Origin of the sequence: Methylopila henanensis (assembly GCF_042681025.1) — a bacterium.
GTDB classification, from domain to species: domain Bacteria; phylum Pseudomonadota; class Alphaproteobacteria; order Rhizobiales; family Methylopilaceae; genus Methylopila; species Methylopila henanensis.
On record NZ_JBHUER010000008.1, the window covers coordinates 354,484 to 379,104 of the forward strand.

Consider the following 24,621-nt stretch of genomic DNA (forward strand, 5'->3'; position numbering starts at 1 on the left):
GTCAGACGTCGCCGATCGCGCGCAGGACGTCGTCGCGCGTCCACCCCTCGGCGCGGAGCGAACGCAGCGAGGGCGAGCCGCGGCTCTTGGAGAGCTTGTCGCCGTCCGGCGCGGCGAGCAGGCGGTGGTGGCGGTAGACGGGCTCCGGCAGGTCCAGCAGCCGCTGCAGCAGGCGGTGGACGGAAGTCGCGGCGTAGAGGTCGCGGCCGCGCACCACATCGGTGACGCCCTGCGCCGCGTCGTCGACGGCCACGGCGAGGTGGTAGCTCGTCGGCGTCTCCTTGCGGGCGAGCACCACGTCGCCCCAGTCCTGCGGCCGCGCCGCGACCACGCCCTCGTCCTGCTCGCGCCAGCTCAGGCGCTCCGGCCCGAGCGCCGCGAGCGCCTTGTCCATGCGCAGGCGCCGCGCGGCAGGGCCGTCGGGATCGCTCGCGACGGCGCCTGCGATCGGAAGCCGGAGCGCCCCGTCCGGATCGCGTGGCGCGTCCGGCGCCGCCGCGGCCGCGATATCGGCGCGCGAGAGCCGGCAGGCGTAGAGCAGGCCCATGGCGTCGAGCCGCGCCAGCGCCGCGGCGTAGAGGTCGAAGCGCTCGGACTGGCGCGCGACCGGCCCGCTCCAGCTTAGGCCGAGCCAAGCGAGGTCCTCCTCGATCGCGGCCGCGAACTCCGGCTTCGAGCGGACGGGATCGATGTCCTCGATCCTGAGCAGCACGCGGCCGCCCGCCGCCTCCGCTGCGCGCCAGACCGTGACGGCGGACAGCGCGTGCCCGAGATGCAGGAAGCCCGTTGGCGAGGGCGCGAAGCGGAAGGTCGGCGTCACGGCGCGAACCGCGCCCGGTCAGCGCGGCAGCAGGACCCAGAGATCGAGGTCGAGCACCACGGCCGGATCGTCCTTGCCGTCCGCGGTCTTGAGCGGGAAGGCGCCCGGCGTCGTGTCCTTGCAGCCCACGAGCCGCACCCGAAGCGCGCCGACGTCGTCGCGGCCGGGCAGCGTCTGCTTGTCGAGGATCTCCGACCAGGCGTAGAGCGTGTCGCCCGCGAAGATTGGCGCCACGTGCCGGCCGCCGTTGATGGCGGCGACGTGGAAGGCGTTTTCGAGCCCGTTGTACATCAGCCCGCGCGCCAGGCTGATGACGTGGCCGCCATAGACGAGGCGGCGGCCGATCTTCGAGCTTTTCTGGGCGTAGCCGTCGAAGTGGACGCGGGCGGTGTTCTGCCACAGGCGGGTGGCGAGCTGGTGCTCGGCCTCCTCCACCGTCATGCCGTCCACATGGTCGATCTTCTCGCCGACCTGATAGTCGTCAAAGCGGCGGGCGCTGCCTGACAGCGCGTCGTCCCAGGCGGAGGCGTCGATGCGCGGGCAGGCGCCGCCGATCTCGGCGGGGTCGACCACGGCCGGCAGCGTCGGCACCACCGGGTCGGGCAGCGGACGGCCGCCGGCGACACGCACCAGCACCCAGCGCACGTAGTCGAGCACCGGCTCGCCGTTCGGCCGCGTTCCGCGGGTGTGCACCCACACCACGCCGGCGTCGCCCTTGGAGGTGGGGCGCACGCCGACGACCTCGGAGGTCGAGGCCAGCGTGTCGCCGGGATAGACCGGGGCGAGGAAGCGCCCGGCCGCGTAGCCGAGATTGGCGAAGGCGTTCAGCGAGACGTCCGGCACGGTCTTGCCGAACACCACGTGGAAGGTGACGAGGTCGTCGACGGGGCTGCGGGGATAGCCCAGCGCCTGCGCGAAGGCGTCGGAGGACTGCACCGCGTAGCGGTTGCCGTAGAGCGCCTGGTTCAGCGCCAGATCGCCGAGCGTGATCGTGCGGGGCGTCGCGTGACGGATGACGTCGCCGACGATGAAATCCTCGAAGAAGCGCCCGGCGCCGGCCATTCCCTACTCTCCGCACGTGTTTCGGCTGTTCGCAGGCGCACATCTGCCACGTTGCGGCGCCCACGGCGACATCGACATTCGTCGCCGCGCCGCCCGATTTGACCTTTCCGGAGGGTGAACGGGAACGAGCGATTGCCGACGTCCCGCTTCACGCGGCTTTCAAGCACCCCATGCGACTGTGCGCCGGTCCGGAGCGGCGACGCTCCCGATCCGCAAGGCTGGAAGGAGCAGACGCATGCCGCTGGGCGACGCCGCAGAACCGTTCGCGCCGCGACGCGAGACGATGGACGCCGCCGCGGCGGCGCGGCGGGCGCTGGCCCATGAACGCGCCGGCCGTTTCCGTCAGGCCTGGGCCGAATGGGAGGCGCTGCGCTCCGGCGACGCCTCGCGCTCCGACTGGAACGCGCCGCTCGCGGCGAGCTACCTGCGCTTCGCCTTCGCCTGGACCGCGGACGGCCCGGAGGGCGAGCTCGCCGAGGCCGAGGCCGCGCTGGTGCGCGGCGTCGCGATCTTGACCATCGACCTGTCCACGCAGCCGGACGACGTCACCCGCCTGCTGCTGGTGGCGCGCGCCTGCGAGCAGCGCTGCATCCTGAGGGCCTATGGCGAAAGCTGGACGCGCGAGGCGCGCGAGGCGCTGGAGCGCGGCGACGCGCCGCCGGTGACCGGCGACCCGCGCCAGATCGCGGCCGCCGGCGTCGCGGCGACCGCGGCCTTCGATCTCGTGGCGATGGAGGCGCCGTCGCTGGCGCTGCTCGCGCCGGATCTCGCCCGAAGCTGCCTTCGGCTCGCCGCCACGCTTGAGGCCGCCGGCGCGCGGGACGCGGCGCACGGGCTGCTGCTGCGCGCGGAGACCGTTCTGAAGGGGCCGTCGCGCGCGCGTCAGGCGGGCAAGGCCCGCCCGCGCCTGATCGCGATCGACGGGGGCGAACCCGGCGAGCGCACGCCGCCGCGACGCCCCGAGCTGCGGATCGTCACCACTCGGACAGCTTGATGTCCTCGGAAAACTCGACGCCGACGACGTCTTTCACGATCGCCTGCCCGCAGATCACGGTCTTCTTCTCCGGATCGTAGGTCAGCGTCGGGTTCCCGTGCAGCGACCAGCCCTTGTTGAGCGCGGCCGAGACCCGCTTGCAGAAGGCGGAGTCGTCGGGGCCGGTGAGGAAGCGGAAGAGTTTCACGGATCGCTCGCTGAAAAAAAACTGGCCCGGATCAGCCGCGCTTGCCGTAGCGGCGATCGAACTTGGCGGACTCGTAGTAGGCCCAGGCCACTCCGACCAATCCCGCTCCAAGAGCGCCGAGCGGCACGCCCCATGTGAACCACAGCGGCAGGTCCATCGGTCAATCCTCGCTCGTCAGCCGTCCAAGCACGACATGCGCAAGCAAATGTAGGCTCAAAGTCGCGAGGAACCAAACCGCGGCCGACAGCGGCAACCGCTCGCCGACCAAAGGCACGAGCACCGCGGCGCCGAAAACGGCGAGCCCGACAGTGTTCAGCGACGAAGCCAGCAGCTTCAGCCGTTCGTTCAGGCGCTTCGCGCGAATGCGGCGCTCGACGTCGTCAGGCGTGAGGCTCACGGACCTGACCCATCAAGCGCCGCGTTCGTTCAGGTCACGCCGCCTGCTTCAGCAGCCCGCGATTGGCGAGGCACTCGGCGATCTGCACCGCGTTCAGCGCCGCGCCCTTGCGCAGGTTGTCCGAAACGCACCACAGCGCCAGCCCGTTGTCGACCGTCGGATCCTCGCGGATGCGGCTGATGAACGTGGCGAAGTCGCCCACACACTCGACCGGCGTGACGTAACCGCCGGGCTCCCGCTTGTCGACGACCAGCACGCCCGGCGCCTCGCGCAGGATCTCGCGCGCCTCCTCGGCCGACAGCGGCTTCTCGAACTCGATGTTCACCGCCTCGGAATGGCCGACGAACACCGGCACGCGCACGGCGGTCGCGGTCAGCTTGATCTTCGGATCGAGGATCTTCTTGGTCTCCGCGACCATCTTCCATTCCTCCTTCGTGTAGCCGTCCTCCATGAAGACGTCGATGTGAGGAATGACGTTGAACGCGATCTGCTTCGGGAACTTGCCGCCCTCGTGCTCAGGCGACTGGTTCACGTAGATGCCCTTGGTCTGGTTCCACAGCTCGTCCATGGCGTCCTTGCCGGCGCCGGAGACGGACTGGTAGGTCGAGACCACGACGCGCGTGATCGTCGCCGCGTCGTGCAGCGGCTTCAGCGCGACGACGAGCTGGGCGGTCGAGCAGTTCGGGTTCGCGATGATGCCCTTCTTCGTGTAGCCGGCGACGGCGTCGGCGTTCACTTCCGGCACCACCAGCGGCACGTCCGGGTCCATGCGCCAGACGGACGAGTTGTCGATCACGATGGCGCCCTGCTTGGCGATCTTCGGCGACCACTCGCGCGACACGTCTCCGCCGGCCGACATCAGGCAGATGTCGATCCCGGAGAAGTCGAAGGTCGCGAGATCCTTGCACTTCAGAGTTCGATCGCCGAACGACACTTCGGTCCCGAGGCTCCGGCGCGAGGCCAGCGCGACGATCTCGTCGACCGGGAACTCCCGCTCTTCGAGGATGTTCAGCATCTCGCGGCCCACGTTGCCCGTGGCGCCGACGACGGCGATCCGATAACCCATCTCCAACTCCATCGGCCCGGTTTCGACCGCGGCCGTCTTGCTGTCGTTCGCGGCGCGACGCCGCGCGATGTGAATGGCCCCGTTGGGCCGAGATTGCAAGAAATTCACGGAACGAGAGCCCGCGAAACGACGTTGCTTCGATGATCGGCGCGGCTCAGTCCCGGGACGCGGCGTTTTCCCCTCACGGAGGCTGCTATGCTTGGTAGTGCGCATGGAACGGCCGCATTCATCCTCGCGGCGGGCGTGGCGCTCGCCCCGCTGGCGGCGTCGGCCCAGACCCGAGAACGCGCGTCCTCGGACGGCGGCGTCTCGATCACGATCCGGAAGGCGCCAAGCTACCTCAACACCCGCACCATCGCGCGCCCGAAGACGAGCGTCGCGGATTACCAGACCTCGGCGCTGTACCAGTCGACGACGCCGACCCGCGGCGCGGGCGGCTTTGAGCGCTATCCGCTGCCCTCGACCTTCACCTTGCCGGGCTATTGATCCGGACGTCCGATGCGTCAGCGCGTCTCGCGCTGGCGCATCGGCATCTCGTCGACGAGCTCGAACAGCTTCGCGGCCTCCAGCGGCTCGCCGGAGCGCAGCTTCTCGCCGCCGTCCTTGCCGACGAGCACCACCGCGAACGCGTCCTCGGCGACGCCGTACGCCGCGCGCAGGCCTGACGCGTCGAGCGTCGCCGGCGCGCTGCCGCCGGCGAGCGTGGTGACGCGTTTGGGCCCCACCACAAAGACCGGCATGTCGCGGCTTTCGAGGCCCTCGCGGTCGGACCGCAGCCTCTTGAGCTGGTCGAGCGCCTGCGGGGCGTCCGGCGCCGGCGCGAATACGACCACCGGCCGCGCCTTGCCGCGGAACGCCTCGAGCCCTTCGGCCACAGCCGGCAGGCTCGTCGCCGCGGCGAAGGCGGCCAGAAGGCCAGCCATGAGGATCGAACGTCTCATGACAGGCGAGATGGCCCCGGCGCCGGACGGGTCAAGGGCCCGGCGCCGGGAGCTCCGTTCACGCCGCGAGGAGCTTCTCGAACGCCGCGGCGACGGCCTCGCCCATCTCGGTCGTGCCGACGCGCTTCGCGCCCTCGACATAGATGTCGCCGGTCCGGTAGCCGTCCGCCAGAACCGCGGCGATGGCGCGGTCGAGCGTGTCGGCGAGGTCCGGCTTGCCCAGCGAATACTTCAGCGCCATGGCGAGGCTCGCGATCATGGCGAGCGGGTTGGCGACGCCCTTGCCGGCGATGTCCGGCGCGGAGCCATGCACGGGCTCGTAGAGCGCCTTGCGCTTGCCGGTGACGGGGTCCTCGGCGCCGAGCGAGGCGGACGGCAGCATGCCGAGCGAGCCGGTCAGCATGGAGGCGACGTCGGACAGGATGTCGCCGAACAGGTTGTCGGTGACGATAACGTCGAACTGCTTCGGGGCGCGGACGAGCTGCATGCCGAGCGCGTCGGCCAGCATGTGGTCGAGTTTCACGTCCTCGTAGCCCTGCGCGTGGGTCGCGGTGACGACCTGGTTCCACAGCAGGCCCGACTTCATGACGTTGCGCTTCTCGGCGGACGTCACGCGGTTTCCGCGCACGCGGGCGAGCTCGAACGCCACCTTGGCGATACGCTCGATCTCGTAGGTCTCGTAGACCTGGGTGTCGACGGCGCGCTTCTGGCCGTTCGGCAGATCCGTGATCTCCTTCGGCTCGCCGAAATAGACGCCGCCGGTGAGCTCGCGCACGATCATCAGGTCGAGCCCGTCCACCAGCTCGCGCTTGAGCGCGGAGGCGTCCGCGAGCGCGGGATAGCAGATCGCCGGGCGGAGGTTCGCGAACAGCTCCAGGTCCTTGCGCAGGCGCAGCAGGCCGGCTTCCGGGCGATGCTCGTAAGCGACGCCGTCCCACTTCGGGCCGCCGACGGCGCCGAGCAGCACCGCGTCGGCCGCATGGGCCTTGGCGACGGCCTCGTCGCTGATCGCCTTGCCATAGACGTCGTAGGCGCTGCCGCCGACCAGATCCTCGTCGATCTCGAACGCGAGCAGCCCCTTCCGCTCGATCACGGCGAGCACGCGGCGGACCTCGGCCATCACCTCCGGGCCGATGCCGTCGCCGGGGAGCAGCAGGAGCTTGTGGGTCGCCATGGGGTGTCCTCGTCGATGTCGTCACGAACACGCTGACGCGCGCCGCTGCGCCTTTTGACTGGACGGACTGCGCTTGGCAAGCTTGTCCCCCCGCGATCATTCCAGAGGCATCAATGGAGCCGGTCGTCTCCGGTCACGACGCCTATTTTCACGTGCGTATCATCATCGGCATGGTGGTGGGGCTTTCGATATCGAGGCTGCTGACCGGCCTCGCGCGCTTCGTTCAGCACCCTTCCGGAAAAACGATCTATCCGATCCATCTTGGATGGACGTTTTTCATGTTCCTGCTGATCATTCATTTCTGGTGGTTCGAGTTTCGTCTTACAGACCTACACCACTGGTCGTTCGAACTCTATATTTTTGTAATATTCTACGCGTGCCTGATATTTCTTGCCAGCACGCTGCTCTATCCCGACAAGATGGACGAATATAAGGGCTATCGGGAATATTTCGTCTCCAGACGGGGATGGTTCTTCAGTCTTCTGGCGCTGATCTTCCTGGTGGACATCGCGGACACCGCCCTCAAGGGCGGGGCGTATTTCGCCTCCTTCGGGATCGAGTATCCGCTGCGCAACATCGGCTACGCGACCGCCTTCCTCGTCGCCGCCATGGTCTCGAACCCGCGCTTCCACGCGGGTCTCGTCATCGCGGCGATCGGCTACCAGATCGTCTGGATTCTGAGGCTGTTCGACAGCCTCTGAGAATCGCTCCGGGAGAGCCCGGCGCGGCCGCCGGCCCCGCTCGTCGTCAGACGAACCGCCCGCCGCGCTTCAGCACCTCGATCTTGTAGCCGTCGGGATCGCTGACGAAGAAGAACCGCGCGAAGGGCTTTCCGTCCCGGTCCATCTGCTTCAGCGCGCCGGGGTTGAGGCCGGCGGCCTCGAAGCGGGCGTGCTCCGCGTCGAGATCGTCGACCGAGACGGCGAGATGGCCGTAGCCGTTTCCGAGGTCATAGGGCTCGCTGCGGCCGGCGTTGACCGTCAGCTCCAGTTCGAAGCCGGTCTCCGGGTTCGACAGGTAGATCAGCGTGAAGCCGTCGAACGGATAGCGGTCCGCGACCTTGAGGCCGAAGGCGGTCTCGTAGAACGCGAGCGAGCGCGCCTCGTCGAGCACGCGGATCATCGAGTGGATCATCTTGGCCATGGGTGGTCCCGCCGTGGGCTGGAGTGAGCTCGCCGCTTCTATAGCGCGGTTCGCGCCGGGCGCGAGCCGTCAGCCGGGACGGGAGGCCGAGGCGTCGGCCGCATGGTCCGCGCCCGGCTTCGCAGGCTCGCCGTCGCGGCTGCGGTATTCCTTGAGGAAGCCTTCCAGCAGCGAGGTCGCCGCGATCGAGCGCGCGATCTCGCGGAACGCCTCTCCGCGCGCCTCGATCGGCGCGGTGACGATCTCGAACGCCTGCGCGTCGCGGCTGTCGGCCATCTTGGGCGCGAACTTCTGGCGGATGCGGTCGAGCCCAAGCGCGTCGTCGGCGAGCGACAGCGCGATCGCGACGCGCATCACGTCGGCGCGGGAGGCCGCGTCGAGCGGCTCAGCCGCGCGCCACGCCGCGCCGAGCGAAGCCTCCAGCGCCTCGCCGGCCTCGCGCCAGCGATGCGCCGACCACAGGATGTCGGCCTTCAGCCGCGCGCCGTCGCGCCCCTCGAGTCCCTCGGCCATCTCCAGGGCGAGCTCGGGACGGCCGGTCTGGGCCAGAGCGCGCGCCTCCAGCAGAAGCCGCGAACGCACCAGCGAGGCCGGCAGGTCGGCCTGCCGGGTCTTCTGCAGCAGGCGCACGGCGTCGGCGGGGCGGCCGTTCATCAGCTGCACCAGCGCGGCGCGCGACGCCACCTGGGCGCGTGCGGCGCCGGTCAGGCGGTGGTCGACCTGATATTCGAGCAGGTCCGCGGCCTGATCCAGCAGGTCGACCTCCACCAGCTTATCGGCGAGGCGGCGCACCAGCTCGTCGCCGCGCCGGCCGGTCGGGCTGAGCTCCTGGAAATCGTAGAACAGCGCCAGCGCGTCGAGCTTCGGCATGCGGTCGACGGCGCCGCCGAGGAACAGGTCGGTGAAGCGCGCCTGCATGCGGTCCTGCAGCGCGCGGGTCTCGTCGGCGTCGGGGAAGGCCTGCACCGCGGTCTTCAGCGTGGTGAAGGCGTCGCGCCAGCGCTCGGCGTCGGCGTAGAGCCCCGCAAGCTTCGCCAGCGCTTCGGCCTCGATCCAGTCTCCGCGCCAGCCGGTGACGAGCCGCTCCAGCGCCGCGACGCCGTCCGTCGCGGGCGTCTTGCCGGTCTGGAGGCCGAGTTCCACCTGGCGCAGCTCGGCCTCGGCCGCGGCGATCGGATCGTGGCCGCGCGCCACCACGGCGAAGGCCGCGAAGGCGCGATCGGGCTGGTCGAGCGTCGCCAGCACACGGCCGCGCAGCACCTCGCGGGCGGCGAGGCCCCGCGGCGCCGGCAGCACGTCGAGCTGGTCGAGCGCTGCGGCGGCGGTCGCCGCGTCGCCGGCGTCGAGCGCGAGCTCGACCTCGAGCTCCACGAAGCGGGCGCGCACCATCGGCGGCAGGCCGCCGAGCGCGGAACGCCCCTGCCGGAACGCGGCGCGGGCGGGCTCGGGGCGGCCGTCGCTCCATTCGACCTGCGCACGCCACAGCGCGGCCTCGGGATTCAGCGCGAGCGCGGGGGCGGACAGGATCGCGCGAGCGAGCTTCGGCCGGTCGAGCGCGGCGGCGGCCGCCCCGCGCAGCAGGGCGACGTCGGCTTCGCGCTCCGACAGCGGATCGTCGCTGACGGCGGCGTCGAGCACTGCCTTGGCGTCGGCGACCATGCCGCGCAGAAGATAGAACCGCGCCAGCGCCACGCGCGCGTCGGTCCGCGCCTCGGGCGGCGAGAGCGAAGCGGCCTCGAGCAGGGCGCGCTCGCGCTTGAGATAGGGGCCCGCCGTCTCCTCCGCCGCGGCCTCGCCCAGGACCAGCGGCGTCGCGTCGGAGGCCACGGCCGAGACCGTCGGCTCCACCCGCGACAGGGCGAGCCCGGCGTCGCGTTCGATGCGGAGGTCGTCGAGGGCGGCGACGAGGCGCACGTCGTCGGCCAGCGGCGCGACGACCACGCCATGGGCGGTCGGAAGCAGCGTCAGCTCGACGAAGGCTTGCGGGCGCAGGGCGCCGCGCGCCGGCGCCTGAAGCGTCGCCACGATCAGTTCGTCGCCGACCTCCGGGTCCGCGAGCCGCCGCACCGTTCCGACGCCGTCGACCTTGGCGACGAGCGCCGCGCGTCCGGCGCGGCTGAAATCCGGCGCGAAGCGGACGGGCTCCGCCGCGCCGACCATGTCGTCGCCGAGCGAGACGACCCAGGAGCCGCCGTCCTGCGCCGCGGTGACGAACCGCGGCTCCCTCAGCCGCATGCGCAGCGCCTGGCCGCGCTCGACGGCGAACGGCTCGACCGCCTCGATCGCCCCGCGCGAGGCGGCGACCAGACCGTCGACCGCGATCGGCCCGGCGTCGTCGAACACCGCCCACAGCGTGCGGCCGCGCAGCGCGACCGCGGCCGCCGTCGCCTTGCCGAAGGGGAAGGCGATCCGGATCGATTCGCCGGAAAAGCTGAGGGCCGCGCTCGCGGGCGTGCTTTTGACCGGCGCGGGCGGGCTTTCGGACGGCGCGGGCGAGGGCGTCGACGCCGCCATCGCGACAGGCGCCGCCGCCGGAACCGGAGCCGGCTCCGCGATCCGGTGGAGATTGGCCTCAGGTTCGGCGCGGGCCGGCGCGGCCGCGAGGAGCGGCTTGGCGGCGGGCTTCGGCGCCGCCTGAGCCGTGACGGGCGCCGGCCGTTCGGGCGCAGGAGCCGGCGTCTCCGCATGGGCCGCGGACGCCGGCGCGGCCGGCGCCGGTTCGTCATGGGGCGCAGCGACCGGGGCGGCGGAGACGGCCGCGGCCGAAGGGTCGCGGTCGTCCTCCGCGCGGTCGATGTCGAGGATGTAGGAGCCGTCTTCGCGGAAGCCGCGCACGGCCACCGCCTTGGGCGCGGGGACAGTGACGGTGATCGCGCCTTCCGACCGCTCGACGCCGATGGCGGTGAGCGCGGCCGGCAGGCGGGCCTTGGCGGCCGCGAGATCGAACGGCAGCGGCGCGCCGATGGTGAGCAGCGCCATGTCGCCGATGCGGCGCAGGTCAGCCGGCACGGAATCGTCGAGCTTGAACACCAGCCGGCGGAAGGTCGGGTTGGTCGCGCCCTGCACGGTGAGCGGCGTCAGCTTCATGAGCCGGCGCCGCTCGGCCTCGATCCGGGCCGCGCGGGCCGCGCGCGCCTCCTGGCCGAGCGCGGCCAGCGCCTCCTTCGGCGGCCCGGGCGGCATGCCGGCCCAGTTCGGCGGCAGCAGGTCGACGTAAAGCGTCTCGCCGGCCTCGATCACGTTGAGCTTCATGGCGCGGTTGAGCGCCATCCTGAGCGCGGAGCCGTCCGGATCGCGCCGGACGACGCCGACGAGGTCGCCCAAGCCCTTGCTCAGACCCGCGGTCTCAAGCTGGACGGGCGCGCCGAAGTTCACCACCAGCACGCCGTTCGAGAGCCGGACGTCGCTCTTCGGCAGCTGGTCGAAGGCGAAGGTCAGGCGGACATAGCCCTCGGGCGCGCGGGCGGCCGTCGCGGTCCCGGTCGCGGCGCGCGCGTCTCCCGGCCCGCCGGCGACCGCCAGCAGCAGAGCAAGCACCCACGCCGTCATCCGTCCGAGCGCCACCGGCTTATCGGTCCCCGCAGCCGAGCGCGGCCGACGGGCCGCCTCTCGCTTACGTCTTACCGGCCAAGCCGTTGGTGGAAGGTTACCGCCGGAGCGGGAATCGGCGCCTGCGGCTCAGCGGCCCTCGATCTTCGGCAGTTCGCTGACGGCGACGGGAGCCGGCGTCTCCGTCTTGTCGCCGTCGCCGCGGGCGAGCGCGACGGTCAGCTTCTGCGCCGCCTCGGGCGACATCTTGCCGAGAATCTCCGACAGCTTGCGCGGGTTCATGCGCCGCGCCACCTCGAAGCGGACGCCCGGCTCCAGATCGTCGAAGATGCGCGCGGCCTCCTTCACCTTCATCCCCTCGTACATGGTGATAAGGTTCTTGAGCTTGGTCTTCTCCTCCTCGGCCCGGCGCGCATCGGAGGCGGCGACCTGCTCTTCCAGCCGGCGCAGCTCGATCAGGCGCTCGTCCATGCGCTTCTCGGCGGCCTTCAGCAGGTTCTCGCGCAGGTCGAGGTCGTCGGAGCGCTCCTCGAGCGCCGCGCGGCGCTTCTGCAGGGCCTCGAGCAGCGCGCGCTCGGACGGCGAGACGTCCGGCGGAGGCGGGGCGGCGGGGGCTTTCGCGGCCATCGGCGCAGGGTCCGCGGCCGGAGCCTCCCCGCCATGGGCGGCGGGCTCGGGCGCGGCGGCGGGCGAAGCGGCCGCCGGGCCCGCGAACAGGTAGGAGCTGTGGGTCATCAGGCCCATGGCCTTCAGCGACAGCAGCGCGGCCGCCGCGATGATCACCACGGGCATGAGGTGGAGCCGCAGACGCGAGGTCATGCCGGCGCCCCGGAGCTGAGCGCCCTCACCCGCGAGGCGAACATCTCGGCGGCGGCGGCGGTGGCGGCCGAGCGTCCGAGCGGCGACGGCGCCGGGATCGCGCGGCGCCGCTGCGGCGCCGGCTCGCGCTCGACCTCGCGCCGCAGCTCGGCGACCGCTTCCGCCTCGGCGCGGGCGGCGAGCCGGGCGGCTTCGCGTTCGTGGTCGCGGCGGGCGGCCTCGGCGCGGATCACCTCCTGCGAGGCGTGCTCGCGCGCCGCCTTGGCGATCTTGGCGATCTGCTCGATCACCTGCTCGCCGTGGGCGAGCTGCTGGGAGATCGCGCCGGAGACCTGCTCGGCGCGGGCGAGCCGCTCGGCCAGCGTCTCCTCGCAGACGCCGAGCGTGGAGCGGAGCGCGACGATCGCCCGCTCCGCGCCATGGGTCGCGGCGACGAGCTCGGTGATGGTCTCGCGCATCACGCCCTCGTCGGCGCGTAGCCGCGACAGCCGGCGGTTCAGCACCGCGCAATAGGCGATGGTCGCCACCAGCAGGATCGCGACGAGCGATTCGATCGCAAGCCCCACGACGTTCTGCATCACGACGCCTCCTTGCGCATGTCGCCCGCGGCTTCGAAGGCCGCGAGCGTGGTGCGCGACCGCCGGAGCGGATGCGCGATCTGCACCGCCACGTGCTCCCCGGCCCGGCCCATGCGGCCCTCGGTCAGAACCTGGTCGCCGCAACGAAGCTGGACGAGGTCGTCGGGCTTCACCTCGAGCATCAGCGTGTCGCCGACGTCGAGATCGAGGATGGTGCGCAGCGGCAGCTTCTTCTCGTAGAGCACGGCGTGGACCTCGGCCTTGGCCGACCAGATCTCGGTCGCGAGATGGCCTTCCCAGGTGGCGTCGCGGCCGAACTTCTCGCCCATGAACTGCTGCAGCAGCACGTCGCGGATCGGCTCGATCGTGGCGTAGGGCAGCAGCATCTCGATCACGCCGCCGCGGTCCTCCATGTCGATCCGGAGCTTGACCAGGATCGCGGCGTTCGCGGGCCGGGTGATGGCGGCGAACTTCGGGTTGGTCTCCAGCCGGTCGAGCGTGAAATCGACCACGCTGATCGGACGGAACGCCTGCTCGGCGTCAGCGAGCACCACCTCGATCATGCGCTGCACGAGGCTGGTCTCGATCGTGGTGTAGGGCCGGCCCTCGACCTTCATGGTGGCGACGCCGCGGCGGCCGCCGAGCAGCACGTCGATGATCGAGTAGATCAGCGCGCTGTCGACCGTCATCAGGCCGAGGCCGTCCCACTGCGGCGCCTTGAACACCGACAGGATCGCCGGCAGCGGGATCGAGTTGAGGTAGTCGCCGAACCGCACCGACTTGATGCCGTCGAGCGAGACCTCGACATTGTCGGAAGTGAAGTTGCGCAAGGATGTCGTGAGCAGCCGGACCAGCCGGTCGAACACGATCTCGAGCATCGGCAGGCGCTCGTAGGACACGAGCGCCGAATTGATGATCGCGCGGATGCCGGACTGCTCGGACAGGCCGAGCTCGTCGGGGTTGAAGCCCAGCAGGCCGTCGACCTCGTCCTGGCTCAGGATGCGGTCGGCGGCCTTGCGCTCGACGACGTCCGGCTGCATCGGCGCGAGCTTGGCGGCCCATTCGGCGGCCGCCTCCTCGTCCTCGCCGACCTGCTCGGCCATCGCCGCGCCCCACTCCGCGGCGAGGTTCGCGTCGAAATCGTCGTCACCGCCCGCCATGGCCCTACGCTCCGCCGGCCGCGCCCGTCACTGGACCACGATGTCCTTGAACAGCACCGCGTCGGCCTTGGCCGGCGCGATCGCCACGTTGACCCGGCGGAGCAGCTCCTCCTTCAGGCGGTAGACGCCCGAGGAGCCGCGCAGGTCGGCGGGACGCATCTCGCGCAGGTGGGTCTGGAAGCTGTCGATCACGCGCGGCATCAGCGGCTTGATCGCGTTGACGAGGTCCGGGCTCGCCACCTCGAGCGCGACCGTCATGCGCACATATTGCTGCCGGTCGGCGTCGGAGCCCGCGAGGTTGACCGTCATTTCGGGCAATTCCACGAAACTCGCCGGCGCGTTGATCGCGAGCGAAGGCGCGGTCACGCCATGCGCGCTGACGGCGCCGCCGCCATGGCCGCCCGCCTCGGCGTGGGCCTCGCCCTTCTTCTTGCCGAGGACGAGATAGGCGCCGGCCCCGCTGCCGATCAGGACGGCCGCCGCGGCGGCCCCGATGATGACGAGCTTCTTCCTGGACTTCGGCTTCGCCGCCGCGCCGTCCGCTCCGGTCTCTTCCGCCATGCCCCGCCGCGGCGTCCCGCGCCGCGCCCCCGTCCCCGGCCCGTCGCCGGAGGTGATGGTTAACGGATAGGTCGCAAAGGTTAACGAAGGATTGCTTTGGGCCCTCGGCCGGCAATTCCTGCCGGGCATTTTGCGCCGGGCGCGCGATCGGCGCCGGCCGCGCCGCAGCCTCAAACGCCGGAAAATGCCTCATTTCCCAACGAACCGCCGACTGGCACGCCGGCTGCACTATGGTTACCGGACGCGGCGCCCGTCGGGGAGGATGGGGAGCGGCGGCCAGAAGACATCATCGGATCGGCCACGGGAGCGTTGGGTGGAGAACGCGTCTCTCGTCGGACTGTCGCGGCAGGTCGCCCTGCGGCGGGAGCTCGACGTCATCGCCAACAATGTCGCGAACATGAACACCGCCGGCTTCAAGGCCGAGGAGATGGTGTTCAACGAGTTCGTCAGCCCGAAGGCCCGCGCGGACACGTTCCCGCGGCCGGACCGGCGGCTGTCCTTCGTCGAGGACCGCGCGACATGGCACGATTTCGCGGCCGGGGTGGTGCAGACCACCGGCGGCGACACCGACGTCGCGATCGACGGCGAAGGCTTCTTCGTCGTGGAGACGCCGGGCGGCGAGCGCTACACCCGCAACGGCGCGTTCCAGATCAACGCCGCCGGCGAGCTGGTGACGAGCGAAGGCCGCCGCGTGCTCTCGACCGCCGGCCCGATCCAGTTCGCGCCGACGGAAAGCGGCCTGACCATCGGCAAGGACGGCACGATCGCCACCAGCGAGGGCGTGCGCGGACGGCTGCGGGTGGTCCAGTTCGAGAACCTGCAGTCGCTGCGCAAGGACGGCACGAGCCTGTTCGCGTCCGACGCGCAGCCGACCGACGCGACCGTCGCCACCCGCGTGGTGCAGGGCTCGATCGAGAAGTCGAACGTCAAGCCGATCGCCGAGATGAGCCGGCTGATCGAGGTCAGCCGCTCCTACACCAGCATCGCGTCGCTGCTCGAGAAGCAGGACGAGATCCGGCGCTCCGCGATCGAGCGCCTCGCCGACGTCCCCGCGTGACGGTCTGAGACCTGAAGGAACCGCACGATGCGCGCCCTCTACACCGCCTCCACCGGCATGGCCGCCCAGGAAGCGAACGTCGAGCTGATCTCGAACAACATCGCCAACCTTCGCACCGCGGGCTTCAAGCGCCAGCGGGCGGAGTTCCAGGACCTGCTCTACCAGTCGATGCGGCGGGTCGGCTCGACCTCGTCCGACGCCGGCACGATCGTGCCGACCGGCGTCGACATCGGCTCCGGCGTCAAGCTGGTCGCGACGCCGCGCGTCATGAGCCAGGGCACCATCGCCGCGACGGAGAAGACCTACGACGTCGCGATCCGCGGCGAGGGCTTCTTCCAGGTCGATCTGCCGGACGGCCGCACCGCCTACACCCGCGACGGCTCGTTCGAGCTCGACCCCACCGGCCAGATCGTCACCGCCGACGGCTATGTGGTCGCGCCGGGCATCACGGTGCCGGAGAACGCGCTCTCGGTCACGATCAACGCCACGGGCCAGGTCGAGGCCACCATCCAGGGCCAGACCGCGCCTCAGCAGCTCGGCCAGCTCCAGCTCGCCCGCTTCATCAACAAGTCGGGCCTGGAGGCGATCGGCGACAACCTGTTCCTGGAAACGCCGGCGAGCGGAACGCCGCTCGAGGACAACCCGGGAGCCGAAGGCTTCGGCTCGGTGATGCAGGCCTATCTCGAACAGTCCAACGTCAACGCGGTGACGGAGATCTCCGACCTGATCGCGGCCCAGCGCGCCTACGAGATGAACTCGAAGGTGATCTCCTCCGCCGACCAGATGCTGCAGTCCACCGCCTCGATGCTGCGGTGAGCGCCATGACCCGGCCCCTCGCCTTCCGCCTCGCGCCTCCGCTGCTGATCGCCGCCGCGCTCTCGGCCGCCGCCACGTTCGCAACCTCCGCCCGGGCGCAGCCGACGCTCAGGGCCGAGGCGCTGGTCGTCTCCGACGTGGTGACGCTCGGCGACCTGATCGAGGACGCCGACATCCGCTCCGGCGCGGCGCTGTTCCGCGCGCCCGATCTCGGCAAGACCGGCACCGTGCCCGCCGCCGTGGTGATCGAGGCCGCGCGCCGCGCCGGCGTCGCCGACGTGATCGCGGGCTCGATCACCGAGATCGCTGTCACGCGGCTGAGCCGCGAGATCGGCGAGGCCGAACTCACGGGCGCCGTCGCCGCCCGCGCGGCCGACGAGCTCGGCGCCCGCGCGGAGGACCTGCGCGTCACGCTCGACGCGCCCGGCCCGCTCCACCTCGACCCGTCCGCTCCGGAGCGGCTCGCGATCGAGCGCTTCGTGGTCGACCGCCGCAGCGGCCGCTTCGAGGCCGTCGTCACGGCAGGGACGCGCGCCGCGCCGCGCCGGCTGACCGGCTCGGCGGTCGAGACGGTCGAGGTCACGCTCGCGGGGCGCGCGCTCGCCCGCGGCGACGTCATCGGCGACGCCGATCTCGTGGTCGAGCGCCGGCCGCGCGCGCAGAATCCCGACGCTATGACGCCCGCCGAGGCCCGCGGCCTCGCCGCGCGCCGCTCCCTGCGCGAAGGCCAGCCGCTCCGCGACAGCGACCTGATGCGGCCGCAGCACGTCGACCGCGGCGCCTTCGTCACGCTGGTCTACGCCTCCGGCGGCATGTCGCTGTCGCTGAAGGCCAAGGCGCTGCAGTCCGGCGCGCAGGGAGACCTGGTCTCCGTCCAGAACCTCCAGTCCAGGCGCACGGTCAGCGGCGTCGTCACCGGTCCCTCCGAGGTGACGGTCACCGCCGCCCCCACCGCCGTCGCCCGCCGCTAGTTTCGAGGAGCGTACCGCCATGACCGCCTCCCTCAGCGCCCACGCGCTCCGCATCGCCGCCGTCTCGCTGTCCGCCGGGCTGCTCGCCGGCTGCGGCGCCGCCGACCGGCTCGCGAGCGTCGGCAAACCTCCGGCCCTCTCGGCGATCGAGAACCCGACGACCCAGCCCGGCTACAAGGCCGTGCAGATGCCGATGCCGGAAGCCATGCCGGTGTCCTACCAGCCGAACTCGCTGTGGCGTTCGGGCGCCCGCGGCTTCTTCAAGGACCCGCGCGCGCGGCAGGTCGGCGACCTGCTGACGGTGCGCGTCGACATCACCGACAAGGCCGAGTTCGAGAACAAGACCAAGCGGACGCGCACCGCCGCCGAGTCCGCCAATGTCGACAACGTGCTGGGCTATGAGGGCTATCTGAAGAAGGTGCTGCCCGGCGGCGTCGACCCCCAGAACCTCGTCAAGGCCGGCTCGACCACCACGAGCGAGGGCGAGGGCACCGTCGACCGCAAGGAGACGCTGACGACCAACGTCGCCGCCGTCGTGACCCAGGTGCTGCCGAACGGCGCGCTGGTGATCGAGGGCAAGCAGGAGATCCGGGTCAATTTCGAGATCCGCGAGCTGATCGTCGCTGGCGTGGTCCGCACCGAGGACATCGACAGCGACAACACCATCGCAAGCGAAAAGATCGCGCAGGCCCGCATCGCCTATGGCGGACGCGGCCAGCTCACCGACGTGCAGCAGCCGCGCTACGGCCAGCAGGTGATGGACGTCCTGCTGCCGTTCTGAGCCCTCTGATCCCCGAGATCGCGGGGCGCGCGGCGGCAGGGCCCGCCGCCGCTCGTCCCGCGCCGCCCGCGCCGGCCTCCACCCGCCGGCAGGGCCTCCACGCGGCCGCCGGCTCCCCCCGGCGGCCGCTCGCGTTCAGGGCGGATGGTGGTAGGATCACAAGGATCGAAAGCGGGTTTTGGCGAGGTTCGCATGACGCGACGCGTTCTTACGGTCCGGCTGCAGCCGGAAACGGCGGCGGCGCTCGAAGCCCTGTCGTCGCGCACCGGCGACAGCGTCGATGAACTGGTCGAAACCGCGCTTGCATTGCTGTTTCAGGACGACGCCGACCACGTCGCGGCCGTGACCGCCGGTCTGGCGGACGCGGAGGCCGGCCGGGTCGTTCCACATGAGGAGGCCATGCGCCGGTTCCGTCGCACGATCGCGCAGGCGGCGCTGAAGCGCGCTTGAAGCAGGTTCGCTACGCCGAGCAGGCCATCCGCGAACTCGACGCGATCTTCGCCTGGATCGCATCGGATAACCCGGCGGCCGCCGAGCGAGTGCTCGATCGTCTCGACAGGACGGCCGCTCTTCTCAGCCAGTTTCGCATCGGGCGACCCGGCCGGACGCCGGGAACGCGCGAACTGGTGGTGGGGCGGCTGCCCTACATCATCGTCTATTCGGAAAGCGCCGACGCGATCACCATCCTCGCCGTCCGCCACGCCGCGCGCCGGCCGCTCGGCTGACGCGGAGCGTCACGACCGTCCGTTCGGCGCCGGCTTCAGGCGGATCACCCGGCCGTTGGCGCTGTCGGTGAGGAGGTAGAGCAGACCGTCCGGCCCCTGCTTCACGGTGCGGATGCGCTCGCCCATGTCCTCCAGCAGGCGCTCCTCATGGATCACCTTCCCGTCCGCCATCTCGAGCCGCGCCAGCGTGGGGATGGCGAGCCCGCCGACGAAGGCGTCGCCCTTCCAGCCGGGGAAGGCGTCGCCGCCGTAGAAGGCAAGTCCGGCCGTGCCGATCGACGGCACCCAGTAACGCACCGGCTGCTCCATGCCCTCCTTCTCGGTCAGGCCGTCGCCGATCGTCGCGCCGGAGTACTCCTTGCCGTAGGTGATGACCGGCCAGCCATAGTTCTTGCCGGCCTCGACCCTGTTCAGCTCGTCGCCGCCGCGGGGGCCGTGCTCCGTCACCCACAGCGTCCCGTCGGCCGGGTTGATCGCCGCGCCCTGGATGTTGCGGTGGCCGTAGGACCAGATTTCGGGCTTCGCGTCGGAGCGGCCCTCGAACGGGTTTCCGGGCGCCGGCTTGCCGTCGAGCGTCAGGCGCACGACCTTGCCGAGCGTTTCGTCGAGCGCCTGCGACTTCACGCGGAACTCGGCGTTCGAGCGCTCGCCGAGCCCCAGAAACAGGGTCCCGTCCGGCGCGAACACGATGCGCGAGCCGAAATGCAGGTTAGAGGCGTATTTCGGCGCCTGCCGCCAGATCACCGCGACGTCCTCGAGCCGCGCGGCGTTCTCCGCGAGCTTGCCGCGCCCGAGCGCCGTGCCGTTCACGCCGCCTTCGCCGGCTTCAGCGAAGGTGAAGTAGACGTGCCGGGTCTCGGCGAAGTTCGGGGCCACGGCGACGTCGAGCAGGCCGCCCTGTCCGCGAGCGTCGACCTTCGGCAGCCCCGTCACCGCCGGCGCGACCTTGCCGTCCGGCGACACCAGCCTCAGCCGCCCCGCCTTCTCCGTCACGAGCATGCGCCCGCCCGGCAGGAAGGCGAGGCCCCAGGGACGCTCCAGCCCCTCGGCCACCGTCTCGACCGTGAAGCTCGCCTTCTCGGACTTGACCGTCTCCGGCTTGCTGGCCTGCGCGAGCGCCGCGGGGGCCGCGGACAGCGACAGGGCCGCGGCGATGAGGGCGGTGCGGGCGAAAGACGAGCGGCGCATGGGTGCCTCCGGAGGAGAGGGGCTTCGGACGGGAGGTAGGCGCGAAGGCCAGAGGTTCAATTCACGACGCCGTCAAAGCCGGCCGAGCCTGTCCGCGAAGGCGTCGGTCGCGCGCACCAGCCGGTCAAGGATGCCCGGCTCCGAGAAGGCGTGGCCGGCGTCGTCGACCATGTGGAGCTCCGCCTCCGGCCAGGCCTTGTGCAGGTCCCAGGCCGTGACGGCTGGCGTCGCGACGTCGTAGCGACCCTGCACGATGACGCCAGGCACGCCGCGGAGCCGCGACGCGTCGCGGATGAGCTGCCCCTCCTCCAGCCAGCCGCCATGGCTGAAGTAGTGGTTCTCGATCCGCGCGAAGGCGAGCGCATAGGCCTCGCCGCCGTGCTGGACCGCGATCGCGGGGTCCGGCCGCAGCGTGATGGTCTCGCCCTCCCACACGCTCCACGCCTTGGCGCAGGCGAGTTTTTCGGCCTCGTCGTCGCCGGTCAGCCGGCGGCGATATGCGGCGATCATGTCGCCGCGCTCGGCCTGCGGGATCGGCGCGACGAACTTCTCCCACTTGTCCGGAAACAGCAGCGAGGCGCCGGACTGGTAGTACCATTCGAGTTCGAACCGCCGCAGCGTGAAGATCCCGCGCAACACCAGCGCCGAGACGCGCTCGGGATGGGTCTCGGCGTAGGCGAGCGCCAGCGTCGAACCCCAGGAGCCGCCGAAGACGAGCCATCGCTCCACGCCCGCAAGCTCCCGCAGCCGTTCGATGTCGGCGACGAGATCCCATGTGGTGTTGGCGTCGAGCCCGGCATGGGGCGTCGAGCGGCCGCAGCCGCGCTGGTCGAACAGCGTGACGTCGTAGCGCGCGGGATCGAACAGGCGGCGGTGCGACGGGGCGCTGCCGCCGCCGGGTCCGCCGTGCAGGAACACGGCGGGAACGCCGCCCGCCGTCCCGCAGCGCTCCCAGTAGACGCGGTGGCCGCCGCCGACGTCGAGCGCGCCGCTGGCGTAAGGCTCGATCGGCGGATAGAGCCCCCGCAGTTGTTCCGCGCCGCTCGCCGCATCGCCCATCGCCGTCTCCCGCCCGCGCCTGAATCGGCGGGCACCGTGTGCGGCCGGCGTGCGCGCGTCAACGCTGCCGCGGCCCGGCAAATCCTGCCGCCCGGCAGCCTCCGCCGGCCCGCCAGCCCCGCCAGAAGCCCTTAAGTGTTTGATTTTGCGAGCATCGACCAATGGCCCTCCGCTTGCACGGCCTGGGACGCCGGGGCGCGCCGATCGGCGGCGACGCGCGGGCGCGCGTTCGGTTCTGGAGAGGGCGATGGGAATTTTCGGGGCATTGAACACCGCTGTCAGCGGTTTGCGGGCGCAGTCCTACGCGCTCGAGAACATTTCGGGCAACATCGCGAACGCCTCGACCGTCGGCTACAAGCGGACCGAGACCTCGTTCGCCGATCTGGTGCTCGGCGGCGACGTCAGCGCGCGCCGGCAGACCTCCGGCTCGGTGATGTCGTTCTCGCGCTCGACCAACGATCTGCACGGCAACCTGACGGGATCGACCTCCGCGACCTCGCTCGGCATCAACGGCCCGGGCTATCTGCTGGTGCAGAAGGCGACCGGCTCGAGCGACGGTTCGCCCATCTTCGGCGCCGGCACGAACTACACCCGCCGCGGCGACTTCGACGTCGACCGCAACGGCTACCTCTACAACGGCGCCGGCTACTACCTGATGGCGAACCGCCTCGATCCGGCGACCGGCAGCCCCGTGGGCTCGAGCCCCGAGATGGTCCAGATCTCGAAGGATCCGTATCCGGCGGTCGCGACCAGCACGATCACCTATCGCGGCAACCTGCCCGCGACGCCGAAGACCGCGAACTACGTCGCCGGGGACGAGAGCTCCTGGCTGCTCGACCCGACCCTCGGCTCCGAGATCACCGCGGACCAGTCCGCAGCCTTCATCGCGAGCAGCGTGAGCGGCGATTCGCTCACGGTCTACGACGCCACCGGCACGGCGCAGGACGTCCAGTTCCGCTGGGGCAAGGTCAGCAACGCCGACGACGCCACCGGCGCGGGCGACACCTGGGCGCTGTTCTACCAGTCCAACTCCGCCGCCACCGGATCGGAGGTCGCCTGGACCCAGGTCGACGCCGATCCCACGGCCGCCGGCGCGCAGGCCTATGTGTTCGAGGGCGGCGCCCTGACGACGCCGGCGGGCGGTTCGACCACGGTCCCGAGCCTCGTCATCAACGGCGTCGACCTCGGCTCGGTCTCGATCAACCACGGTTCGGCGCTGACGCAGTACGCCGACGCCACCGGCCTGGTCTCGACCAAGCAGGTGTCGCAGAACGGCTCCGCCGCCGGCGACTATGTCGGCGTCGAGGTGAGCGACGGCGGCACGATCACCGCCACCTACAGCAACGGCAAGACCCGCGCGCTCTACTCCATCCCGCTCGCGACCTTCGTCGCCGAGAACCAGTTGAAGCATCTCGACGGCGGCGCCTACGCCGCGACGGCCGCGTCCGGCTCCGCGGTCCTCGGCTCGGGCTCGGCGATCGTCGGCATGGCGATCGAGGAATCGAACGTCGACATCGCCGACGAGTTCACCAAGCTGATCGTCACGCAGCAGGCCTATTCGGCCAACACCCGTGTGGTGAGCACCTCCGACAGCATGATGCAGGAAGCGCTGTCCATGCTCCGCTGAGCGCGGAAACCTCTGGCGCCGCGGATTTCAAGGGTCCGCGGCGCCGTTCCTCAACAGGTAAAGGGCCGCGCGCGACGCGCGGCGCAGACGGAACGACGGCGCCATGAGCCTCACCACCGCCCTCGGGGCAGCGCTCACCGGACTCCGGGCCAGCCAGGCCGGCCTCGACGTCGTCGCGGGCAACGTCGCGAACGCCAACACCCCGGGCTATGTCCGCAAGACGCTGAACGCCGAAGCGTCCGTCGCCGGCGGCGTCACGACCGGGGTCCGCACCGCCGAGATCCGGCGGGAGATCGATCTCTATCTCCAGCGCCAGCTCCGCGCCGAAAGCGCCGGCGCGGCCTACGCCTCCACCCGCGCGGACGCGCTCGACCAGGTCCAGGCCCTCTTCGGCACGCCAGGAGGCGCGACCTCGCTCGACACGCTGGTGTCGCGCTTCTCGTCCTCGCTCGACGCGCTCGCGGTGTCGCCGCAGGACGAAAGCGCGCGCCAGAGCGTGCTGCAGAACGCAGAGATCCTCGCCCGGCAGCTCAACGGCGCCTCCAGCGACGTGCAGGCGCAGCGCGAGGCCGCCGACCAGGGCCTGCGCGACGGCGTCGAGTCCGCGAACGAGGCGCTGCGCTCGATCGAGCAGCTCACCCACGCGATCCTCGAAGGCAACGCCCGCGGCCAGTCCACGGCCGGCCTGATGGACCAGCGCGACATGGCCATCAACGACCTCGCGGCGCTGATGGACATCCGCGTCGACGACCTCGGCGGCGGCGACGTCCGGATCAAGACCCAGAGCGGTCTCGCGCTCTACGACGGCACCGCGTCTAGCCTCGCCTACAGCGGCGGCGGCGGCGCGATCTCGCCCGAGTCGCGCTATTCGCAGATCGCCGGCCAGAGCACGCTTGGCACGGTGACGCTCACCCGCATCTCCGGCCAGTCCACCGACCTGCTCGCGGACGGCGCGCTGCGCTCGGGGCAGATGAAGGCCTACGCCGACCTGCGCGACGTGACGCTGCCGCAGGCGCAGACCCAGCTCGACGAGCTCGCCGCGAACCTCGCGCAGGCGCTCGGCTCCACCACGACGGCCGGAACCGCGGTCGCCGGCGGCGTCGACCTTCCGACCGGCGGCGCGCTGCCGGGCGACCGCCTGACCGTGACCTACACGAGCGGCGGGACGACCCGTTCGCTCACCATCGTCAACGTCACCGACGCCACGCGGCTGCCGCTCGACGACAGCCTGACCGCGGACCGCGCCGACACGGTGATCGGCGTCGACTTCTCGTCGCCGACGGCCGCCGGCGACCTCACCGCCGCGCTCGCCGCGAAGGGCGTTTCGATCGACGTCGCGGCGAGCGCCTCCGGCCTCGCCTTCACCTCCGGCGCGGCGGGCGTGACCGTCGCCGGCGGCTCCTCGCGCATCACCGCCGACGCATTGTCGGGCGACGGGCTGGCGCTGCCGTTCTTCGTCGACGGCTCCGGCGGCGCGCCCTATTCCGGCAGCCTCGACGACGGCTCGCAGCGGACCGGGTTCGCGGCGCGCATCGCGGTCAACCCGGCCCTGCTCGACGATCCGTCCGCGCTCGTCGCCTACGAGGCCGACACGGCGGCGGGCGACCAGTCGCGGCTCGACTTCCTGCGGAACGCGCTGACCTCCGACCGCGCCTTCGACCCCGACACCGGGCTCGGCGGCGCGTCGTCGCCCTTTACCGGCTCGCTGTCCGAATTCGCGCAAGGGATCATCTCGAACCAGGCGAGCGCGAGCGCGTCCGCGGCACGGGTCGCCGACGGCCAGGCTCTGGTGGTTTCGGCGCTGGAGGACCGGTTCTCCTCCGCCTCCGGCGTCGACGTCGACGAGGAGATGGGCCGGCTGATCCAGTTCCAGACCGCCTACAGCGCCAACGCGCGGGTGATGACGGTGGTGCGCGACATGCTCGACCAGCTTCTCCGGATCTGAG

Annotated in this window: 27 protein-coding genes; 11 read left to right on the forward strand and 16 right to left on the reverse strand. The window is 71.3% G+C overall.

The window, feature by feature from the left end; genetic code table 11:
* Position 1 precedes the first annotated feature (1 nt).
* Together gluQRS and ACFSCV_RS12245 are read right to left on the reverse strand one after the other, a co-directional pair.
* Positions 2–820: a tRNA glutamyl-Q(34) synthetase GluQRS gene (gene gluQRS, locus ACFSCV_RS12240; RefSeq protein WP_378799861.1), complete on the reverse strand. Its 819-nt coding sequence runs from the start codon at positions 818–820 to the stop codon at positions 2–4.
* Positions 821–838: 18 nt separating this feature from the next.
* Entirely contained in the window at positions 839–1,882 is a 1,044-nt protein-coding gene (locus tag ACFSCV_RS12245) for a MaoC family dehydratase (RefSeq protein ID WP_378799862.1), read from the reverse strand.
* Positions 1,883–2,117: 235 nt separating this feature from the next.
* Here ACFSCV_RS12245 and ACFSCV_RS12250 point away from each other — a divergent pair, with 235 nt between their 5' ends.
* Complete coding sequence (locus tag ACFSCV_RS12250) at positions 2,118–2,876, forward strand: hypothetical protein (protein WP_378799863.1); 759 nt, start codon at positions 2,118–2,120, stop codon at positions 2,874–2,876.
* Here the strand turns inward: ACFSCV_RS12250 and ACFSCV_RS12255 are convergent.
* Genes ACFSCV_RS12255 through ACFSCV_RS12270 form a run of 4 tightly spaced genes read right to left on the reverse strand, consistent with a single transcriptional unit; the run spans position 2,857 to position 4,526 of the window.
* On the reverse strand, positions 2,857–3,063 hold the full coding sequence (locus ACFSCV_RS12255; RefSeq protein WP_378799864.1) for a DUF1737 domain-containing protein: 207 nt from the start codon (positions 3,061–3,063) through the stop codon (positions 2,857–2,859). The genes ACFSCV_RS12250 and ACFSCV_RS12255 overlap by 20 nt on opposite strands.
* Positions 3,064–3,094: 31 nt before the next feature.
* Complete coding sequence (locus tag ACFSCV_RS12260) at positions 3,095–3,220, reverse strand: hypothetical protein (protein ID WP_378799865.1); 126 nt, start codon at positions 3,218–3,220, stop codon at positions 3,095–3,097.
* A gap of 3 nt (positions 3,221–3,223) precedes the next feature.
* Positions 3,224–3,460 (reverse strand): hypothetical protein, encoded by a 237-nt coding sequence (locus tag ACFSCV_RS12265; protein WP_378799866.1) that lies wholly within the window; start codon positions 3,458–3,460, stop codon positions 3,224–3,226.
* A 34-nt stretch (positions 3,461–3,494) separates the two neighbouring features.
* A complete protein-coding gene (locus tag ACFSCV_RS12270; RefSeq protein ID WP_378799867.1) occupies positions 3,495–4,526 on the reverse strand; it encodes an aspartate-semialdehyde dehydrogenase in 1,032 nt (343 codons plus the stop codon).
* 195 nt (positions 4,527–4,721) lie between these two features.
* On the opposite strand from ACFSCV_RS12270, the gene ACFSCV_RS12275 reads away from it, so the two are divergent.
* On the forward strand, positions 4,722–5,012 hold the full coding sequence (locus tag ACFSCV_RS12275) for a hypothetical protein (protein WP_378799868.1): 291 nt from the start codon (positions 4,722–4,724) through the stop codon (positions 5,010–5,012).
* 17 nt (positions 5,013–5,029) lie between these two features.
* On the opposite strand, the gene ACFSCV_RS12280 is transcribed toward ACFSCV_RS12275, so the two are convergent.
* Complete coding sequence (locus ACFSCV_RS12280) at positions 5,030–5,449, reverse strand: DUF4174 domain-containing protein (RefSeq protein WP_378799869.1); 420 nt, start codon at positions 5,447–5,449, stop codon at positions 5,030–5,032.
* 76 nt (positions 5,450–5,525) lie between these two features.
* Positions 5,526–6,641, reverse strand: a complete 1,116-nt coding sequence (leuB, locus tag ACFSCV_RS12285; RefSeq protein ID WP_378799870.1) for a 3-isopropylmalate dehydrogenase — start codon at positions 6,639–6,641, stop codon at positions 5,526–5,528.
* 113 nt (positions 6,642–6,754) lie between these two features.
* Here leuB and ACFSCV_RS12290 point away from each other — a divergent pair, with 113 nt between their 5' ends.
* Positions 6,755–7,342: a hypothetical protein gene (locus ACFSCV_RS12290; protein WP_378799871.1), complete on the forward strand. Its 588-nt coding sequence runs from the start codon at positions 6,755–6,757 to the stop codon at positions 7,340–7,342.
* Between the two features lie 46 nt (positions 7,343–7,388).
* Here ACFSCV_RS12290 and ACFSCV_RS12295 read toward each other — a convergent pair whose 3' ends face one another.
* The 6 genes from ACFSCV_RS12295 to ACFSCV_RS12320 all read right to left on the reverse strand — a co-directional run bounded on the left by ACFSCV_RS12295 (position 7,389) and on the right by ACFSCV_RS12320 (position 14,451).
* Positions 7,389–7,784 carry a VOC family protein gene (locus ACFSCV_RS12295; RefSeq protein ID WP_378799872.1) on the reverse strand — a complete coding sequence of 132 codons (396 nt, stop codon included), beginning with the start codon at positions 7,782–7,784 and terminating at the stop codon, positions 7,389–7,391.
* A 69-nt stretch (positions 7,785–7,853) separates the two neighbouring features.
* Entirely contained in the window at positions 7,854–11,348 is a 3,495-nt protein-coding gene (locus ACFSCV_RS12300) for a hypothetical protein (protein WP_378799873.1), read from the reverse strand.
* A 114-nt stretch (positions 11,349–11,462) separates the two neighbouring features.
* On the reverse strand, positions 11,463–12,152 hold the full coding sequence (locus ACFSCV_RS12305; RefSeq protein WP_378799874.1) for a MotE family protein: 690 nt from the start codon (positions 12,150–12,152) through the stop codon (positions 11,463–11,465).
* Complete coding sequence (locus tag ACFSCV_RS12310; RefSeq protein ID WP_378799875.1) at positions 12,149–12,730, reverse strand: DUF6468 domain-containing protein; 582 nt, start codon at positions 12,728–12,730, stop codon at positions 12,149–12,151. Before ACFSCV_RS12310 ends, ACFSCV_RS12305 begins: the two co-directional genes overlap by 4 nt.
* A complete protein-coding gene (fliM, locus tag ACFSCV_RS12315; RefSeq protein WP_378799876.1) occupies positions 12,730–13,890 on the reverse strand; it encodes a flagellar motor switch protein FliM in 1,161 nt (386 codons plus the stop codon). The genes ACFSCV_RS12310 and fliM overlap by 1 nt, the downstream gene beginning before the upstream one ends.
* 27 nt (positions 13,891–13,917) lie before the next feature.
* A complete protein-coding gene (locus ACFSCV_RS12320) occupies positions 13,918–14,451 on the reverse strand; it encodes a flagellar basal body-associated FliL family protein (protein WP_378799877.1) in 534 nt (177 codons plus the stop codon).
* A gap of 313 nt (positions 14,452–14,764) precedes the next feature.
* Between ACFSCV_RS12320 and flgF the strand changes: the two genes are divergently transcribed.
* The 6 genes from flgF (at position 14,765) to ACFSCV_RS12350 (ending at position 18,801) form a co-directional block, all read left to right on the forward strand.
* Positions 14,765–15,508 carry a flagellar basal-body rod protein FlgF gene (gene flgF, locus ACFSCV_RS12325; RefSeq protein ID WP_378799878.1) on the forward strand — a complete coding sequence of 248 codons (744 nt, stop codon included), beginning with the start codon at positions 14,765–14,767 and terminating at the stop codon, positions 15,506–15,508.
* A gap of 27 nt (positions 15,509–15,535) precedes the next feature.
* Complete coding sequence (flgG, locus tag ACFSCV_RS12330; RefSeq protein ID WP_378799879.1) at positions 15,536–16,324, forward strand: flagellar basal-body rod protein FlgG; 789 nt, start codon at positions 15,536–15,538, stop codon at positions 16,322–16,324.
* A 5-nt stretch (positions 16,325–16,329) separates the two neighbouring features.
* Positions 16,330–17,295 (forward strand): flagellar basal body P-ring formation chaperone FlgA, encoded by a 966-nt coding sequence (gene flgA / locus ACFSCV_RS12335; RefSeq protein WP_378799880.1) that lies wholly within the window; start codon positions 16,330–16,332, stop codon positions 17,293–17,295.
* Between the two features lie 19 nt (positions 17,296–17,314).
* Positions 17,315–18,076 carry a flagellar basal body L-ring protein FlgH gene (gene flgH, locus ACFSCV_RS12340; RefSeq protein ID WP_378799881.1) on the forward strand — a complete coding sequence of 254 codons (762 nt, stop codon included), beginning with the start codon at positions 17,315–17,317 and terminating at the stop codon, positions 18,074–18,076.
* Between the two features lie 192 nt (positions 18,077–18,268).
* Positions 18,269–18,526: a CopG family ribbon-helix-helix protein gene (locus ACFSCV_RS12345; RefSeq protein WP_378799882.1), complete on the forward strand. Its 258-nt coding sequence runs from the start codon at positions 18,269–18,271 to the stop codon at positions 18,524–18,526.
* Positions 18,523–18,801, forward strand: a complete 279-nt coding sequence (locus ACFSCV_RS12350) for a type II toxin-antitoxin system RelE/ParE family toxin (protein WP_378799883.1) — start codon at positions 18,523–18,525, stop codon at positions 18,799–18,801. Before ACFSCV_RS12345 ends, ACFSCV_RS12350 begins: the two co-directional genes overlap by 4 nt.
* Positions 18,802–18,810: 9 nt before the next feature.
* Here the strand turns inward: ACFSCV_RS12350 and ACFSCV_RS12355 are convergent, their stop codons facing one another.
* Together ACFSCV_RS12355 and pip are read right to left on the reverse strand one after the other, a co-directional pair.
* Positions 18,811–19,989, reverse strand: coding sequence for a PQQ-dependent sugar dehydrogenase (locus ACFSCV_RS12355; protein WP_378799884.1), 1,179 nt, complete (start codon positions 19,987–19,989; stop codon positions 18,811–18,813).
* A gap of 72 nt (positions 19,990–20,061) precedes the next feature.
* Positions 20,062–21,048, reverse strand: a complete 987-nt coding sequence (gene pip / locus ACFSCV_RS12360) for a prolyl aminopeptidase (protein ID WP_378799885.1) — start codon at positions 21,046–21,048, stop codon at positions 20,062–20,064.
* A 265-nt stretch (positions 21,049–21,313) separates the two neighbouring features.
* Between pip and ACFSCV_RS12365 the strand changes: the two genes are divergently transcribed.
* Both ACFSCV_RS12365 and flgK read left to right on the forward strand, forming a co-directional pair.
* Positions 21,314–22,675, forward strand: a complete 1,362-nt coding sequence (locus ACFSCV_RS12365) for a flagellar hook protein FlgE (RefSeq protein ID WP_378799886.1) — start codon at positions 21,314–21,316, stop codon at positions 22,673–22,675.
* 103 nt (positions 22,676–22,778) lie between these two features.
* Positions 22,779–24,620, forward strand: coding sequence for a flagellar hook-associated protein FlgK (gene flgK / locus ACFSCV_RS12370; RefSeq protein WP_378799887.1), 1,842 nt, complete (start codon positions 22,779–22,781; stop codon positions 24,618–24,620).
* The last annotated feature ends 1 nt before the right edge of the window (position 24,621 follow it).